This window comes from Rhodoferax sp. GW821-FHT10B06 (assembly GCF_059415605.1).
In genome coordinates, this window is record NZ_JBWKNO010000016.1 from 66,840 (window position 1) to 82,289 (window position 15,450).

Sequence of the window (15,450 nt, forward strand, 5' to 3'; positions counted from 1 at the left end):
ATGGAGAGGTCTTGGCGCTGCATGTGCCAGGGCCTTTTTTTGAATTTGAAACAATACGATCGTAATGTTAAAATTCAGCCATGGCAGAAGCTCACCACCGCAAAAAAGACCCGGACGCCGTACGCGCCAAGCTATTAAACGCCACGGCCGAGCTGCTCGCAGCAGGCCAGGCCCTGTCCATCGGGGCGGTGGCTGAACATGTAGGCGTGAGCAAGGGGGCTGTACAGCACCACTTTGGCACCCGCGAACAGTTGCTGGCGGCCATGGCGGACACCTTTCTCACGGCGTTCGAGGTCGAGCTTGCGGGGCAGGTGGGCGTGGGGCCGGGCGCCGCCGCGCAGGCCTATGTGCGGGCGGCGGTGGGTGGTGGGGCGGACCCGGACGATTTGGCCCACTGGCGGGCGGTGCTGGTGGCGTCGGTGGTCGAGCGGTCGGTGGCGACCCGCTGGGCGGACTGGGTTGCTGCTGATCGCCAGAAGGACCCGACCCCGGGCATCAACGAAACCATCATGCGCCTGGCAGCAGACGGCCTGTGGCTGTCTGATTTGCTGGGTATTTACAAGCTGTCCGCGTCCGACCGCAGTGCGATCCAGGCCGCGCTATTGGCTTTATCTAATAAGGAGAACCTTCCATGAACGCTTATCTGGCTTTGTCCGCCGCCATCGTGCTGGAGGTGATCTCCACCGCGATGCTCAAGGCATCTGACAGTTTTACCAAGCTGTGGCCCACGCTGGGCGCCCTGGTGGGGTTCGCCGCGGCTTTTTACTGCCTGACGGTGGTGCTGCGTACGGTTCCTACGGGTGTGGCTTATGCAATCTGGTCCGGCGTAGGCATCGTGCTGACGGCCGTGGTCTCGTGGGTGGTGTTCAAACAGCGCCTGGATGCGCCTGCGCTGGGCGGCATGGCACTGATCATTGCCGGTGTGGTGGTCATGAACGTGTTCTCGAAATCCGCCGCGCATTGAGTCGGGGTTTGCTGCGCCCATGAAAAAAGGCCCCTCGGGGCCTTTTTCATGGTGCTTACGCTGTTTATTGTTGCAGCAGGGTCAGCACGCCTTGCGGCAGCTTGTTGGCCTGGGCCACCATGGCGGTGCCGGCCTGCTGCAGGATCTGGGTGCGCGACAGGTTGGCGGTTTCCTGGGCGAAGTCTGCGTCCACGATGCGTCCCTTGGCGGCGGCCAGGTTTTCCACTTGGATGGCGATATTGCTCACAGCACTTTCAAAGCGACTTTGCAAAGCGCCCAGGCCGGCCCGTGCCGTGTTGACCTGGTTGATGGCGGTGTCAATCTTCTTCATTGCCACCCAGGCGTCGCGTTGGGTGGTGATGCTCAGCGTATCGATCCCCAGGGCGTCGGTCGAGGTGTCGGTGGCGCTGATGTTAGAACCCATGCTGGTGGCGGCTTCGCCGGTGGTAGCCAGCGAGAAACCCGACAGTGTGACAGCGGCGGGGTCTCCATTGCTGTCCAGTTTGGCTGACATCAGGTCGATGCGGTAGGTTTGGTCATCGTTCTGTGACAGATAAGCCGTCACGCCGGTGTCGGATGACTTCCGGTTGATCGCTTCGATCACTTGGCCCATGCGCTCAGAGCCCGAGCTGGCAACAGGAATGGCTCCCAGGTCGACAGCGGCAGTGGCGCCTGCGATCGATATGGTCAGGGTATTGGACGGGATGGAGGTCAGCGTGCTGACTGCGCTGGCGTCCACGGCGCTGGCCGACTGGTCGTAGGCGTAGGCAATATCGGCCAGGCCTTTGGCCGTGGAGTTGGTCAGCGCACCCAGCGAAGCCACGTCGCCGGAGTTGGCGCCGACCTGGAATACGGCGCCTGCAAATGAGCCGTCCAGAATCTTGGTGCCGTTGAAGGTGGTTTGCTTGGCGATACGGTCGATTTCATCGGTCAGCTGGGAGACTTCGGCTTGCAGTGCCTTGCGGTCTTCCTTGCTGTTGGTGGCGTTACCGGCCTGCACAGCCAGTTCACGCATACGTTGCAGCATGTCACCGACCTTGCCCAAGGCACCTTCAGCCGTTTGCGCCAGCGAAATGCCGTCGTTGGCATTGCGCGAACCGACGGACAAGCCGCGGATCTGGGTGGCCATGCGCTCGGAGATCGCCAGGCCGGCGGCATCGTCCTTGGCGCTGTTGACGCGCAAACCTGAAGACAGGCGCTGCATGGAGGTGGCCAGCCCCATGGCATTGTTTGCCAGGTTGCGCTGGGCGTTGAGCGAATTGATGTTCGTGTTGATCGTGGCAGCCATTGCGAAGCTCCTTGAGAGATGAAAGTTGGCTAAAGCCGGTTCGGGTCAGCTCAGCTGGCCAACGACCATGAGCGGTAACTCAATTGTGTTTATTCGAGTTCATGGCAGTCCTTGGATAAGCGGCAGAAATCACCGGCTATTTACATGTCCAGCCCTAAAGTTTTGCGATGGACACCCGAAAACATACTCAACGGGCCTTTTCAATGGTTCGTCATTGAACTCAACCTTTCAGGAGCTTTGAAATGTCCACAACTATCAACACGAACATCAATTCGCTGAATGCTCAGCGCAATCTGATGTCGTCCGCCGGCTCGTTGGCCACGTCTATGCAGCGCCTGTCTTCAGGTTTGCGCGTCAACAGCGCCAAGGACGATGCCGCCGGCCTGGCTATTGCCGAGCGCTTCAACAGCCAGATCAAGGGCTTGACGGTGGGTTCGCGTAACGCCAATGACGGTATTTCGCTGGCGCAAACGGCTGAAGGTGCCTTGGGCAAGGTCGGTGACATGCTGCAACGTATGCGTGAACTGGCTGTGCAATCAGGTAATGCCACGAACAGCGCGGATGACCGCAAGGCGCTGCAGGCCGAAGTCTCCCAGCTGACCGATGAAGTGGACCGTATTGCCAAGCAAACCACCTTCAACGGCAAGAAGTTACTGGACGGATCGTTTGCTGGTGCGGCTTTCCAAGTGGGCGCTAACGCTGGTGACACGATTACCGTGGGTAAGCTGACCAATTCGGCTGCCAATGGTCTGTCCCAGGTGGCATACGGTTTTGACTCGTCTGCTAGCGCCGTGGCGGCCAGCTCGGTGAGCACGCTGACCTCTATCAACAGCGGCACCTTGAGCATTTCTACCGCCAGTGCAACGGTGGCTGTGGATCTGGGTGTGATTGCCGCAGCAAGCTCCGGTGCAGAACGTATGGGTCAAGTGGTTGAGGCAATCAACCGTAAGACTTCGGATACGGGCGTGACTGCTTACCTGTCGCAAAACGACGACCAAACCTACCGTATCGACCTGATGTCGTCCAAGCTGACGACGGCTGGCGATGCGGAAGCTGTGACCCTGACCGGCTTTACGCTTGCTACCACGGGTGAGGCAGCCACGTCCATGGCTTCGCAGTTGAGCGCGACCAGCACCTCTACCGACGCGCTGGGTATCGACACCCTGACTATTGACACACAGCGTAACGCCTGGGTGGCCATCAAGAAGCTGGACTCTGCGATCAACCAGGTCAATAGTGCACGGGCTCAGTTGGGCGCTTTGCAAAGCCGGTTTGACAGTGCCACCGGCAACATCGCGATCAACGTGGAAAACCTTTCTGCATCTCGTGGCCGGATCGTGGATGCAGACTTTGCCCAGGAAACCGCCAACTTGTCCCGTACGCAGATTCTGCAGCAGGCGGGTACCGCGATGGTGGCGCAAGCCAACAAGCTGCCACAAAGCGTGTTGTCTCTGCTGCAATAAGGCTGACAGCACCGTGAATAGGTGCTAAAACGAAAAGGCGGATAAAGGCACCCCCTTTATCCGCCGTTTTGCGTTCCGAAATGCAGGTACAAATATGCCTGTTCGTTTCGTCGTAGCAAGCATCCGTCCTGGAGGTCATCATGGGCATTACATCAACTGGCATCGGCAGTGGTTTGGACGTTGAGTCCATCATCACCAAACTGGTGGCGTTGGAAAAGCAGCCTTTGACGACGCTGCAGCTGAAGGCGGCGGTCATTCAGACGCAGATTTCCGACTATTCCCAAGTCAAGTCGCTGGTGTCCACGCTGTCGGACGCGGCTTCCAAAATTACGCTGGACAGCGGCTGGAACAGTATCAAGGTCGATTCTTCCAATAGTGCCGTGACTGCGTCGGTGACGGGCTTTGCCAGCGCCACCAGCTTCAGCGTAGGGGTTTCTCAGCTGGCCAAGGCGCAGTCCACGGCATCGACTGCCGTGACGGCGGGGGCTGCCTTCGGTGGCTCGGGCACCTTGACGCTGCAGACGGGAACCTGGCAGTCCGACAATTCCTTTGCAGCGGGAACTTCGGCAGCAGTGTCGGTGACGGTTACTGCAACCGACACCATGGCCCAGATCGCCACCAAGATCAATGATTCGGGTGCGGGGTTGATCGCCACGGTGTTGACGGATGCGACAGGCGACCGTTTGATGTTGCGTTCGTCTGCGACGGGCGAGGCGGCGGGTTTTCGGGTGCTGGCTACCGATAATGACGGTACTAATGCGGACAGTTCGGGATTGTCCAAGCTGGGCTTTGATCTGTCTGCCGCTACGGCTTACGGCATGGCGGCCAATACCTACCAGGCGGGGCAGAACGCCAAGGCGACGATCAACGGCATTGCGGTGTCTTCAGCTACGAACTCCTTCACCGGTGTGATTGCAGGTATGACGATTACCGCGTCAGCGGTTACCACCACGAATGCTGAAATATCCAGCGCGGTCGACAAGTCTGCTTTGACGACCAATATCCAGGCTTTTGTGGATGCGTACAACGCGGTCAATAAGTATCTGGCGGACGCCACGGCTTATGACGACACAACCAAGAAGGCTGGGGATTTGCAGGGTGATTCCACGGCGGTAGGTTTGCGCAATTCCCTGCGTTCCACCATGGCGAGCGGTACTGGAACGAGTACTACCAATGGCTCTGGCACATATTCGCGTTTGTCGGAAATTGGTATTTCGCTAGGTCGAGATGGCAACTTTACGGTAGACGCCACCAAGCTAGGTACGGCTTTGAATACGCCGGACAACGTCAAAGCTTTATTTGCTCAGAAGAATTCAGACCTGTCGACTAACGGTATTGCTCGCAAGGTCAAGACCTTTGCCGATGGTTTGCTGGCTTTTGACGGGGGGTTGAACAACAAGTCTGATGCCTTGGCTGCGGCGGTGAAGCGAAACTCTACGGACCAAGACACGATCACGGCGCGTGCGGCATCGGTAGAGAAGCGTCTGCGGGAGACCTATACCGCCTTGGATACCAAGATGGCGGGCTTGACGGCGTTGAATTCGTACATCACGCAGCAGGTCGATATTTGGAATGGCAGTAGCAAGTAAGTGGCGCTGTATTGCTTGGATCAGACGGTACTTTTTTTAACAATTTGACTTGAGTTTTTTTGTGCTGTGTCGATAACTAATACAACAAGCCCAACGGACACTACCACCATGTTTACTCCAGTCAGCGCGCGCGCAGCTTCTGCATACAAGCGAGTTGGTGCACAAACCAGCATTGAAGGCGCAAGCCCGCATCAAGTGATTTGCCTGTTGTTTGAAGCCTTGCTGCGCTCTTTGAATAGTGCACGCGGTGCCCTGGCCCGAGGCGATATCGAGACGAAGGGGGAGGCGATTGGCAAAGCTGTTCGCATCCTGGAAGAAGGGCTGAAGTCTGGCCTGGATATGGAAGCTGGAGGTGAGTTGGCCGTGAATTTGAATGGTGTATATAACTACAGTATTTTGCGGCTGACCACTGCCAACCTCAAGAACGATGTTTCGTTGGTTGAGGAGGTGACCCAATTGATCGTGCCGGTGTTTGATGCCTGGAAAAGCATCAATGTGCCCTCGGTTGGCAACGCTTGAATTTAGACCTATTGCTGGATTTACACCATGTCGCAACTCTTGATTGACTATTACAAAGCCATCGAAGACAGCAGCCATAAGATGCTGCAGGCTGCCCAGGTTGAAGATTGGGATGAAGTGGTGCGTTATGAGGGCGCGTGTGCGGTGCTGATTGAGCAGTTGCGCCACCAGTCCTATGCCGAACAGCTAACCCCGGAAGACAAAACGGAAAAGGCCCGCATCATGCAACGTATCTTGCGTAATGACGCTGAGATCCGTTACCTGACCGAGCCTTGGATTCAACAGTTTGAGCATCTGCTGGAGCGTCGGCCCCAGGTGGTTCACTGAAGAGGGGAGGGGCACGGCGCCTGGTGCGTCCGTGGACCCCGGTTGTGCAGGTGCTAGACCTGCATATTCATGATGTCGCTGTACGCCTGCACCATGCGGTTGCGTACATGCAGAGTCGCCTGAAAGCCAATTTGCGCTTTCTGGATCGCGACCATGGTTTCTTCCAAGCTTACATTGGGGTTCTCCATCTGAACCTCCTGCTGTAGCTGGGTTGCCGTATTTTGTGCATTGCTTACATCTTTCAGCGCGCCTTTGAGGGCGGTTGAAAAACCAGCGCTTTCCGCGCCGCCCACAGTCGGGGTGTTGGTACGGATGGTTGATCCCGTGCGGGGGATCGGGGTGCTCGAAATGGGTGACAAGCGGAGATCCATAGCGATTTCTCCAGGGTAATGGTCCTATGCAGTGATCGTAGCCAGGCGGGCGCGGTAGCATTGGGCGAAATGGTGGCCAAAACACGGGCTTATCACGCTGCTGTTTTGGGGGCTTGGCAGAATAATCACCCCAGTTCGTGGAGCAAGCTCGCGCCATACCGATCCGGAAAGCATGATGTCTGCAGTCGCTGAAATTCCCGTTAGCTCTTCGCCATTTGCTGAAAGACTGGCCAAGCTCGATCGCACCCAGCGTTTGCGTCTGGGGGCTGGATTGGCATTGCTGGTCTTGGTGGTTATTGCCGGGATTCTTATGAGCGGGCGGCAAGAGTACCGTGTTTTGTATACAAATCTGGCGGACAAGGATGGCGGTGCCATCGTGGCTCAATTGACCCAGATGAATGTACCGTACAAGTACACGGAGGGCGGCGGCGCCATTCTGGTGCCGGCGGATCGTGTGCATGACACGCGCTTGCGCCTGGCTTCCTTGGGTTTGCCTAAAGCTTCGGTCTCCGGTTTTGAGATTATGGAAGCCAATCGGTTCGGTATGACGCAATTCCAGGAGCGGCTGGCCTTTCAGCGTGGCTTGGAGGGGGAGTTGACGCGTTCTATCCAGGCCTTATCGTCGGTGTCCAGTGCCCGAGTACACCTGGCTCTACCCAACCAGAACGGGTTTTTCAGAGAGCAGCAAAAGCCATCCGCTTCCATCTTGGTGAGTCTGAATCCAGGCCAGACGCTGGACAGAACTCAGTTGGCGGGCATCGTGCATTTGGTGGCGTCCAGCGTGCCAGAAATGCAGCCCAGTGCGGTCAGCGTGCTGGATGACACAGGTAAGCTGCTATCGCAGTCGCCTGACGGTGCGGCTGGTGCGGATGCAGAGCAGCTGCAATATGTGCAAAGAATTGAGCAGCAATACAGCCGCCGCATTCTGGATATGTTGGAGCCGATTGTCGGGCGGCAGAACGTCAAAGCGCAGGTGACTGCCGAGGTGGATTTTTCGCAAGTGGAATCCACGGCGGAAATGCACAAACCCAATTTGTCGCCGGATACTAGCGCGGTACGCAGCCAGCAAGTGGTTGAATCCGGTGCTGGTGCGGGCGCTGGAAATCCGGCAACGGGTATCCCGGGGGCGACGACCAACCAGCCCCCGGCTTCCTCGACGGCTCCTATCAACGGTGCGTCTTCGCCATTGACGGTGGCTGGTGGCGGTGCTGCAGGTGCCAACATAACGCCAGCCAAACGCGAGTCGGTGACCAATTACGAGGTTGACAAGACCGTGCGGGTGGTGCGCGGGGGCTCTGGCTCTATCAAGCGGCTGAGTGCAGCGGTGGTGGTGAACCATATGGTGTCAGAGGACGACAAGGGCAAACCGATTTCCAAGGCATTGAGTGACCAGCAGATCGAGCAGATGACAGCCCTGGTGCGCGAGTCGATTGGTTTCAACAAGGACCGTGGTGACTCGGTAAATCTGATGAATGCGCCTTTCATGGTTGAAAGTGCCGTGGTGGATGACACCCCTCTGTGGAAGCAACCGCAGACATTGGAGGTGGCGCGCAGCCTGGCCTGGCCTATTGGCACTGTGATTTTGGCGGCGCTGGTGCTTTTTGGCTTGATCCGGCCTGGTATGAAGACCATGATGGCACCCAAGGTGGAGCCTTTGGCTGTGGGTTCAGTGGGGCCGGATGGTTTGCCAGTTCTGGCTGGTCCAGGTGGACAGTTGGATGCAATGGTGGCGGATGATCCTCAACGCCCCATGTTGATGGGGCCAGGCGGGGTGCCCATGCTTGGGCCGACGGACCATCAAGTGCGGCTGGAGGATGCACGGCAGTTGGCTAGAACCAACTCCACTGCGGTTGCAAATATTGTCCGGGGGTGGATTAATGGGGAATCCAGCTCTTGAGCGCCATTTACTGAAAGACCACCATGGATGAACAAGGTCTCACCGATGCAGCTATTTTCCTGATGTCTTTGGGTGAAGAAGAGGCTGCGGAGGTTTTTAAGCATTTTTCCCCCAAGGAGGTTCAAAAGCTGGGGGAAACGATTGCCAAATCCAAGGCGGTAACGCGCGACAAGGTGGATGAGGTTCTGCTGCGTTTCACCAATGCGGCAGCTGCTCAAAGCTTGTTGGTGACCGATACCGGAGACTACGTCAAGGCCGTGCTGCGGCGAGCCTTGGGTGATGACAAGGCGTCTCTGTTGATTGACCGCATTTTGCTGGGTGGCGACGTATCCGGCATTGAAAGCCTGAAGTGGATGGACCCGCTGTCCGTGGCTGAGTTGTTGCGCAACGAGCACCCGCAAATTGTGGCGGCCATCCTGGTGCACCTGGATTACGAGCAGTCGGCCGCCATCTTGAAGCAACTGACCGAGCGGCAGCGCAACGAGGTACTGCTGCGGGTGGCTACTTTGGAGGGTATTCAGCCCACGGCGCTGAAGGACCTGAACGAGGTGCTGTTCAAGGTCCTGGCGGGCGGCGACAAAATTCGAAAGACATCCCTCGGCGGTGTCAAAACGGCAGCGGAAATCATCAACTTGCTGGGTGCCAACATTGAAGGTACGGTCATTGAGTCGATCAAGGGTTTTGACTCGGATCTGGCGCAGAAGATTGTGGACAAGATGTTCGTCTTTGACGACGTCATCAAACTCGACAACAAGTCCATCCAGTTGGTGCTGAAGGAAGTGGCTTCCGAGACTTTGATCGTGGCATTGAAGGGGGCATCCCCCGAGTTGAAGGAAAAAATCCTGGCCAATATGTCGACTCGTGCGGCCGAAACCATGCGTGAGGATCTCGAGTCTCGTGGCCCCATGAGGCTGTCCGAGGTCGAGGCCCAGCAGAAGGATGTGCTCAAAATTGTGCGTCGTCTGGTGGACGAAGGTCAGGTTGTAATCGGATCGGGTGGCGATGACAGCTTTGTCTAAAAGCCGCTCCCATTCGCGCTTTATTCCCAGCGAGGAAATCGGCGCGGTTGCGGAATGGCAATTTGGTTCGGTAGGCGATCCTGTTCTGGTGATCGAGCAGTTGCCGGAGCCTGTACAAGCTGAGCCGGAGGAGCCAGAACAGGTTCGTCTTGACCGTGCCTGGGCCGAGGGCCATGACGCTGGGTTGGCCCAAGGCCATGCGGAGGCTACCCTCGAAGGTAACCAAAGACTGGATGATTTTGTGCAGAGCCAAGGTGTGGAAACCGCGCAGAAGCTGGCTGAGTTGTTCTCAACCATGCAGGAGCGGCTCGCACAGGTGGAGCAAGATATTGCCCGCCAGGTTCTGGATCTCGCTTGCAGCTTGGCACGGCAGGTGGTGCGTCGGGAGCTGAGTGTGGACCCTGTTGCATTGATTCCGGTGGTGCGTGAGGCCTTGGACATGCTGGTTATGGATGGCAAGAAGGCGGTGGTCAAGCTTCATCCCCAAGACTGGGTGGTGCTGGAGGCTCCTATGAAAGAGGCGCTTCCCTTGCCTGCGGTCACTTGGCTGACTGATCCATCTGTGGAGCGCGGCGGGTGCTTGGTGGAGTCCGGCGGCATGGTGATTGATGGCACTTTGTCGAAACGCTGGGAGAGAGCCGTTGCCCAATTGGGTTTGGCATCTGCCTGGGTGGAGTCGGATGATGCCGCGTGAAGATGCACGCGTCTGGAGCCGTTTCATGGACGATGCATTGCAGCGCGTCCAGGCCGGGACCGTGTTGGAGGCGCGGGGCACGCTGACTCGATTGGCCGGCTTGGTACTGGAGGCTGTAGGTATTCGTGTGCCGGTGGGCTCGCAGTGCAATGTTGTGATGGATGGTGCGGCCCCGGTGTTGGTGGAGGTGGTGGGGTTTTCCAATGATCGGGCTTATTTGATGCCTGCGGGCGATGTGCACGGCTTGTGTAGTGGTGCGAGCGTGGTGCCGGCTCCGCCTTATGTTTCTGTTCCCCGCTTGGGCGATACGTCGCGTGACGTGGTTGCCGCCGCGGCTGGTGTGCTTCGGTTGCCGCTAGGAGACGGTTTGTTGGGTCGCGTGGTCGATGCGCAGGGCGTGCCGTTGGATCACGCCGGGCCTATTCTGGATGTCGTTGCTGAACCGTTGGACCGCCAGCCTATCAATGCCATGGACCGAGATCCTGTGCGGGAACCGTTGGACACGGGTGTGCGTGCCATCAATGGCATGCTGACAGTGGGGCGCGGTCAACGTATCGGCTTGTTTGCAGGTTCTGGCGTAGGTAAGAGCGTTTTGCTGGGCATGATGGCGCGCTACACCAAGGCGGATGTGATTGTGGTGGGGCTGATTGGCGAGCGGGGGCGTGAAGTCAAGGAGTTCGTCGAGGACATCCTGGGGGCAGAAGGCCGAGCGCGCTCGGTGGTCGTCGCGGCACCTGCAGATGCGCCCCCCTTGCTGCGTCTGCAAGGGGCCGCTTATGCGACGGCAGTGGCGGAGCATTTTCGAGACAAAGGGCAGCATGTTTTGCTGCTGATGGATTCCTTGACCCGGTTCGCGATGGCCCAGCGGGAGATTGCCCTGGCGATCGGTGAGCCGCCTGCGACCAAGGGTTACCCGCCTTCTTGTTTTGCAAAATTGCCACAGCTGGTCGAGCGCAGTGGGAATGGGCTCAATGGCGTGGGGTCGATTACCGCGTTCTATACCGTATTGTCAGAAGGTGATGACCAGCAGGACCCGATCGCCGATGCTGCCCGTGCCATTCTGGATGGGCATATTGTGCTGTCGCGATCGTTGGCCGAGGCCGGGCACTTCCCAGCGATTGACATAGAGCAGTCTGCTTCTCGCGTCATGCATAACGTGGTAACACCAGAGCACTTTGAGTTGGCAAGACGCTTCCGTATCATTAATTCACGTTACCAGAAGGGGCGGGATCTTCTGCAAATTGGTGCTTACGCCATGGGGTCGGATCCTGGTTTGGATGAGGCCATCCGTTTGAATGAGGGTATGACGGAATTCTTGCAGCAAGGCATGTATGTCTCCAGTACGCTGGAGCAAAGCGTACTGGGCATGGATCGCGCCATTGCGCGTCAGGCGGGCGCTAGATGACGTTGCTAAAGACCTTGGCGGTGGCGGTGAGCGTTGCCAGTAGTAAGCGTGATGCTGCAAGCCAGGCGGTGGGGCATGCGCAGCAGCGCTATATTGCGGCCCGCGATCAGCTGCATCAACTGGAAAGTTACGCCAAAGAGACGGAAGACCGCTGGATGGTGCAGGCGCAGACTTGTGCTGTACCTGAGTTGATGCGCCACCACTACCAGTTCATGGAGCGACTGGAACAGGCCATGCAGATGCAGCGGGGCATGCTGGCTGAGGAAGCTCGGCGTGTTGATGCCGTAAAAAAGCAGTTGGCTGAAGCTGAAATACGTTTGGCGACACTGAAGCAGATATGCCGTAAAAAGCAGCAAGAGGTGGATCGTGCTCAGAGTCGTCGTGAGCAAAAGCAAACGGATGAGTTTGCCGCGCAGCGTTTTGGAAAATCGATGGATCAACAGTTTGGTGAGGTGACTTCATGAGCATTGAAAGTGTTTCAGCAATTCCGGTGCCCAGGGTTGTCGAGGCTGTGCCCAGCGCGGCAAAATCCACGATGCCTGAGAAGGAGTCCAAAGGGTTCTCTGAGGTCATGAATGGGCTGGATGCTAGGCCCGATGAGGTGTCGTCGGATCACGCATCGCAGACCGAGGGCTCAAAAGATGCGGACGCGGTCGGTGACAAAAAGGCCGCCAAGAAGTTGCCTGGCAAAAAGACTGTGGCAGACGGCGCCACCCCGGACGCGGCTATGGCGATGGCGGGCTTCATTCCACCGGCAGTGCCGCCCGCCAATGCGGCCCCTGCCGATGCGGCGGTAACGCAAGATGGCTTGGGTGCGGAGTCGGTTGCATTGGTTGCGAATCCGGGGGCTGGTGTGGCTACGGCTGCAGCAGATATGCGTTCGCAGGCTTCGGCCGCAGATGCGCGGGCCAACTCCGTAGGTATGGCTAACTATGCGTCGGTGTTCGAGCAGATCCAGAGTCGCATGACCAAGAAGGACTCTTCGGCTTTCGAATTGGCGCAGTCGGACACCGAGCTTGGCTTAAAAGGAGGCGCGAAACCCATGCTGGGCACTGCGGCGGATGCACGTGCAGACCGTTTGAGTAGTCTGGGTGGCGGTGCTTTCATGTTGCCTGTTGTTGAGCCTTCTGCAATGCAAGTTGTTACGGAGACTACCGAGGCACTTAAGCTTGCCTCGGTGGACACGAAGGTCGGCGAAGCGGGCAAGTCCTCCGAGGGGGGGCATGCTCTGCAGCATTTCACGCCGACCGTGCAGTTTGAGAGCGCGTCAAAATCTGTGGATTTGTCCCAGGCGAGTCCAGAGAGGGCTGTGGCGGACCAAGTCAGCTATTGGATTTCGCAAGGGGTGCAAAATGCTGAGTTGACGTTCAACGGGGGGGATTCTCAGCCTGTCGAGGTCCATATCTCTTTGTCTGGCAACGAGGCTCACATTGCCTTTCGTTCGGACCAGGCTGAAACCCGCGAGTTTTTGACTGGCGCGTCGGGGCACCTGAAGGATTTGTTGCAGAGCGAGGGAATGGTGCTTTCGGGTATGTCGGTCGGTTCATCCGGCGCGGAAAACGCAGGCGCCCGAGAGCGTAGAGCGCCGACAGAAACCGTGCAAAGCAATACCCGCCAGGCACGTGAAGAGGTTGTTACCCGACCTGTGGCCCTGCCCCGGGGTTCAGGGCGTGCTGTTGATTTGTTTGTATAGCGCAGGCTTATGGGTCGGTAGCCATACGATTGCAGCTGTTTTTCAGCGCTTATCTGGCTATCGCATCTTTCGTGTGGCTCAATAATGGGCCATACGATTGAACTGGTGTTGAGGGTCAATCGCTGTTGACCCTATCTGGAAGGAATTATTGTGTCTGCACCTGCTGCCGCTGATGCAACTGCGCCCAAGCCCAAGGGTAAGAAAATGATCGTCATTATTGTGGCGGTTGTGCTTATCTTGGTTTTGGCGGGTGGTGGTTGGTTTTTCTTTTTACGCCACTCTGCGACTGCGGAAGATGGTGAGGAGGCTGCGCCGGCTGCGCACGCTGAGGCTAAGCATGGGACGCCACCCGTATTTCTGCCCATGGACAATATGGTTGTGAATTTAGCTGATCCAGGTGGTGAGAAATTTGCCCAGATTGGTGTCACCATCGGCGTGGATGATCAGCATGTGTCGGATGCTGTGAAAGCTTATTTGCCAAGCATACGTAGTGCAATTTTGCTACTTATTTCGCAGCGCACATCGGAAGAGTTGTTGAGCAAGGAAGGCAAAGAGAAGCTGGCGCACGACATCTTGCGCGCGGTTTCTGCGCCCTTGGGCTACGAGGTAGAAGACGTGGATCCAGAGGAGGCGACTGCTGATGCGACTTCCAAGAAAAAGGCCGCTAAAAAGAAACATACCGCAGCTGCGAACCCCATTCAAAGCATTTTGTTTTCAAGTTTTATCATCCAATGATGGCTGATCATGGAGCCGCTTCATGAGTGAATCATTCTTATCGCAAGAAGAGGTTGATGCCCTGTTGGAAGGGGTGACTGGCGAGAGTCAAAAAGCGGCTGAAGAGGTTTTTGAGACGGGGGAGATTCGTAACTACGATATCTCCAGTCAGGAGCGAATTGTCCGTGGTCGGATGCCCACCATGGAAGTGGTCAATGAGCGCTTTGCCCGCAACTTTCGCATCGGTTTGTTCAACTTCATCCGCAGAAGCCCCGAGGTATCCGTTGGTACCGTGTCGGTTCGGCGGTATAGCGCTTTTTTGCGTGAGCTGGCGGTGCCAACCAATTTCAACATCATGGCCATTCGCCCTCTGCGCGGCAGTGGCCTGATCGTATGCGAGCCATCCTTGGTCTTTGGTGTCATCGACACCTTGTATGGCGGCGTAGGCAAATTCCAGACCCGCATCGAAGGTCGTGAGTTTTCCATGACCGAGCAGCGCGTGATCAACCGGTTGGTTGATGTGATTTGCGCCGAGTACAAGAAAGCCTGGCACGGTATATATCCGCTGGAGCTTGACTATCAGCGCTCGGAAATGCAGCCTCAGTTCGCCAATATTGCGACGCCTAGTGAGATTGTGGTGTCTACGGTGTTCCAGCTGGAAATTGGAGACATCGCTGGTGCCATTCATATTTGCATGCCGTATTCGACGTTGGAGCCAATACGCGATGTGCTGTATTCGTCTACTCAGGGTGATTCTGTCGAGGTGGACCGTCGTTGGATTACCTTGCTGAGTCGGGAGATCCAGGCCGCCGAAGTGACCCTGGTGGCCGAGCTGGCCCAGGCGGAAGCAACGGTGGAGCAACTGCTGAGCATGAAGCCGGGAGACTTCATCGAGCTGGAGCGGGAGCCGCGGATTCGAGCATCTATTGGTGGCGTGCCTATATTTGAGTGCCAGTATGGAACGCACAATTCAAAGTACGCGATCCGTATTGAAGAGTGCTTGCGTGGTAATGAAAGTAATGTCCCGGGAGAATTAAATGGCAACGGATGAAAAACCGGAAGATGACGATCCGATGGCCGCTTGGGCGGAGGCTCTGGAAGAGCAAAAAGTGTCGGACACGAAAGTAGAGGGCGATGACCAAGGCGGTCCTTTGTTCGGTGGTGGCGCGGCGGTAGGCAAGGATGGCACCTCTCAAGACATCAATATGGTCTTGGATATTCCGGTGACCCTGTCGGTGGAGTTGGGGCGCACCAAGGTGCCTATCAAATATATTTTGCAGTTAGCCCAGGGCTCTGTGGTTGAGCTGGATGCGCTTGCGGGGGAGCCCATGGATGTGTTGATCAACGGCTATTTGATTGCGCAAGGGGAGGTTGTGGTGGTCAACGATAAGTTCGGCATACGTTTGACGGACGTGGTCACACCTTCTGAGCGTTTGAAGCGTTTGAGCAAGGGGTAATCCATATGATGGGTCAGACCTTGCTCGTGGTTGTGCTGTTTGTCGCCTTG

Annotated in this window: 17 protein-coding genes; 15 read left to right on the forward strand and 2 right to left on the reverse strand. The window is 57.1% G+C overall.

The window, feature by feature from the left end:
- Positions 1-80 precede the first annotated feature (80 nt).
- Together AC07O2_RS20765 and AC07O2_RS20770 are read left to right on the forward strand one after the other, a co-directional pair.
- Positions 81-635: a TetR/AcrR family transcriptional regulator gene (locus AC07O2_RS20765; RefSeq protein WP_495234235.1), complete on the forward strand. Its 555-nt coding sequence runs from the start codon at positions 81-83 to the stop codon at positions 633-635.
- The gene (locus AC07O2_RS20770) at positions 632-964 is read left to right on the forward strand and encodes an SMR family transporter (RefSeq protein WP_495105755.1); all 333 of its coding nucleotides are present in this window, start codon (positions 632-634) and stop codon (positions 962-964) included. The genes AC07O2_RS20765 and AC07O2_RS20770 overlap by 4 nt, the downstream gene beginning before the upstream one ends.
- Before the next feature lie 64 nt (positions 965-1,028).
- On the opposite strand, the gene AC07O2_RS20775 is transcribed toward AC07O2_RS20770, so the two are convergent.
- Positions 1,029-2,252: a flagellin N-terminal helical domain-containing protein gene (locus AC07O2_RS20775; protein WP_495234236.1), complete on the reverse strand. Its 1,224-nt coding sequence runs from the start codon at positions 2,250-2,252 to the stop codon at positions 1,029-1,031.
- Positions 2,253-2,494: 242 nt separating this feature from the next.
- Here AC07O2_RS20775 and AC07O2_RS20780 point away from each other — a divergent pair, with 242 nt between their 5' ends.
- The 4 genes from AC07O2_RS20780 (at position 2,495) to AC07O2_RS20795 (ending at position 6,150) form a co-directional block, all read left to right on the forward strand.
- The gene (locus AC07O2_RS20780; RefSeq protein ID WP_495234237.1) at positions 2,495-3,715 is read left to right on the forward strand and encodes a flagellin N-terminal helical domain-containing protein; all 1,221 of its coding nucleotides are present in this window, start codon (positions 2,495-2,497) and stop codon (positions 3,713-3,715) included.
- 140 nt (positions 3,716-3,855) lie between these two features.
- Complete coding sequence (gene fliD, locus AC07O2_RS20785) at positions 3,856-5,304, forward strand: flagellar filament capping protein FliD (protein WP_495234238.1); 1,449 nt, start codon at positions 3,856-3,858, stop codon at positions 5,302-5,304.
- Between the two features lie 108 nt (positions 5,305-5,412).
- On the forward strand, positions 5,413-5,823 hold the full coding sequence (fliS, locus tag AC07O2_RS20790; protein ID WP_495098474.1) for a flagellar export chaperone FliS: 411 nt from the start codon (positions 5,413-5,415) through the stop codon (positions 5,821-5,823).
- A gap of 27 nt (positions 5,824-5,850) precedes the next feature.
- A complete protein-coding gene (locus AC07O2_RS20795; RefSeq protein ID WP_490591192.1) occupies positions 5,851-6,150 on the forward strand; it encodes a flagellar protein FliT in 300 nt (99 codons plus the stop codon).
- 53 nt (positions 6,151-6,203) lie between these two features.
- Here the strand turns inward: AC07O2_RS20795 and fliE are convergent, their stop codons facing one another.
- Entirely contained in the window at positions 6,204-6,521 is a 318-nt protein-coding gene (fliE, locus tag AC07O2_RS20800) for a flagellar hook-basal body complex protein FliE (protein ID WP_495098473.1), read from the reverse strand.
- Between the two features lie 175 nt (positions 6,522-6,696).
- On the opposite strand from fliE, the gene fliF reads away from it, so the two are divergent.
- From fliF to fliN, 9 genes are all read left to right on the forward strand, one after another.
- On the forward strand, positions 6,697-8,418 hold the full coding sequence (fliF, locus tag AC07O2_RS20805) for a flagellar basal-body MS-ring/collar protein FliF (RefSeq protein ID WP_495234239.1): 1,722 nt from the start codon (positions 6,697-6,699) through the stop codon (positions 8,416-8,418).
- A gap of 23 nt (positions 8,419-8,441) precedes the next feature.
- Positions 8,442-9,437: a flagellar motor switch protein FliG gene (gene fliG / locus AC07O2_RS20810; protein ID WP_495098471.1), complete on the forward strand. Its 996-nt coding sequence runs from the start codon at positions 8,442-8,444 to the stop codon at positions 9,435-9,437.
- Positions 9,421-10,131 (forward strand): FliH/SctL family protein, encoded by a 711-nt coding sequence (locus tag AC07O2_RS20815; protein ID WP_495234240.1) that lies wholly within the window; start codon positions 9,421-9,423, stop codon positions 10,129-10,131. Before fliG ends, AC07O2_RS20815 begins: the two co-directional genes overlap by 17 nt.
- Entirely contained in the window at positions 10,121-11,536 is a 1,416-nt protein-coding gene (fliI, locus tag AC07O2_RS20820) for a flagellar protein export ATPase FliI (RefSeq protein ID WP_495234241.1), read from the forward strand. The genes AC07O2_RS20815 and fliI overlap by 11 nt, the downstream gene beginning before the upstream one ends.
- Positions 11,533-12,000, forward strand: a complete 468-nt coding sequence (gene fliJ, locus AC07O2_RS20825) for a flagellar export protein FliJ (protein WP_495098468.1) — start codon at positions 11,533-11,535, stop codon at positions 11,998-12,000. Before fliI ends, fliJ begins: the two co-directional genes overlap by 4 nt.
- A complete protein-coding gene (locus AC07O2_RS20830; RefSeq protein ID WP_495234242.1) occupies positions 11,997-13,229 on the forward strand; it encodes a flagellar hook-length control protein FliK in 1,233 nt (410 codons plus the stop codon). The genes fliJ and AC07O2_RS20830 overlap by 4 nt, the downstream gene beginning before the upstream one ends.
- Before the next feature lie 150 nt (positions 13,230-13,379).
- Positions 13,380-13,964: a flagellar basal body-associated FliL family protein gene (locus tag AC07O2_RS20835; RefSeq protein WP_495234243.1), complete on the forward strand. Its 585-nt coding sequence runs from the start codon at positions 13,380-13,382 to the stop codon at positions 13,962-13,964.
- A gap of 22 nt (positions 13,965-13,986) precedes the next feature.
- A complete protein-coding gene (gene fliM, locus AC07O2_RS20840) occupies positions 13,987-14,994 on the forward strand; it encodes a flagellar motor switch protein FliM (protein WP_490591184.1) in 1,008 nt (335 codons plus the stop codon).
- Positions 14,981-15,400, forward strand: coding sequence for a flagellar motor switch protein FliN (gene fliN, locus AC07O2_RS20845; protein ID WP_490591183.1), 420 nt, complete (start codon positions 14,981-14,983; stop codon positions 15,398-15,400). Before fliM ends, fliN begins: the two co-directional genes overlap by 14 nt.
- Positions 15,401-15,450 lie beyond the last annotated feature (50 nt).

Coding starts and splice junctions, on each gene's coding strand:
- fliJ (WP_495098468.1), top strand. CDS start 11,533: ATGACGTTGCTAAAGACCTTGGCGGTGGCGGTGAGCGTTGCCAGTAGT.
- AC07O2_RS20815 (WP_495234240.1), top strand. CDS start 9,421: ATGACAGCTTTGTCTAAAAGCCGCTCCCATTCGCGCTTTATTCCCAGC.
- fliI (WP_495234241.1), top strand. CDS start 10,121: ATGCCGCGTGAAGATGCACGCGTCTGGAGCCGTTTCATGGACGATGCA.
- fliF (WP_495234239.1), top strand. CDS start 6,697: ATGTCTGCAGTCGCTGAAATTCCCGTTAGCTCTTCGCCATTTGCTGAA.
- fliN (WP_490591183.1), top strand. CDS start 14,981: ATGGCAACGGATGAAAAACCGGAAGATGACGATCCGATGGCCGCTTGG.
- fliG (WP_495098471.1), top strand. CDS start 8,442: ATGGATGAACAAGGTCTCACCGATGCAGCTATTTTCCTGATGTCTTTG.
- AC07O2_RS20795 (WP_490591192.1), top strand. CDS start 5,851: ATGTCGCAACTCTTGATTGACTATTACAAAGCCATCGAAGACAGCAGC.
- AC07O2_RS20770 (WP_495105755.1), top strand. CDS start 632: ATGAACGCTTATCTGGCTTTGTCCGCCGCCATCGTGCTGGAGGTGATC.
- AC07O2_RS20775 (WP_495234236.1), bottom strand. CDS start 2,252: ATGGCTGCCACGATCAACACGAACATCAATTCGCTCAACGCCCAGCGC.
- AC07O2_RS20830 (WP_495234242.1), top strand. CDS start 11,997: ATGAGCATTGAAAGTGTTTCAGCAATTCCGGTGCCCAGGGTTGTCGAG.
- AC07O2_RS20780 (WP_495234237.1), top strand. CDS start 2,495: ATGTCCACAACTATCAACACGAACATCAATTCGCTGAATGCTCAGCGC.
- fliM (WP_490591184.1), top strand. CDS start 13,987: ATGAGTGAATCATTCTTATCGCAAGAAGAGGTTGATGCCCTGTTGGAA.
- AC07O2_RS20765 (WP_495234235.1), top strand. CDS start 81: ATGGCAGAAGCTCACCACCGCAAAAAAGACCCGGACGCCGTACGCGCC.
- fliD (WP_495234238.1), top strand. CDS start 3,856: ATGGGCATTACATCAACTGGCATCGGCAGTGGTTTGGACGTTGAGTCC.
- fliE (WP_495098473.1), bottom strand. CDS start 6,521: ATGGATCTCCGCTTGTCACCCATTTCGAGCACCCCGATCCCCCGCACG.
- fliS (WP_495098474.1), top strand. CDS start 5,413: ATGTTTACTCCAGTCAGCGCGCGCGCAGCTTCTGCATACAAGCGAGTT.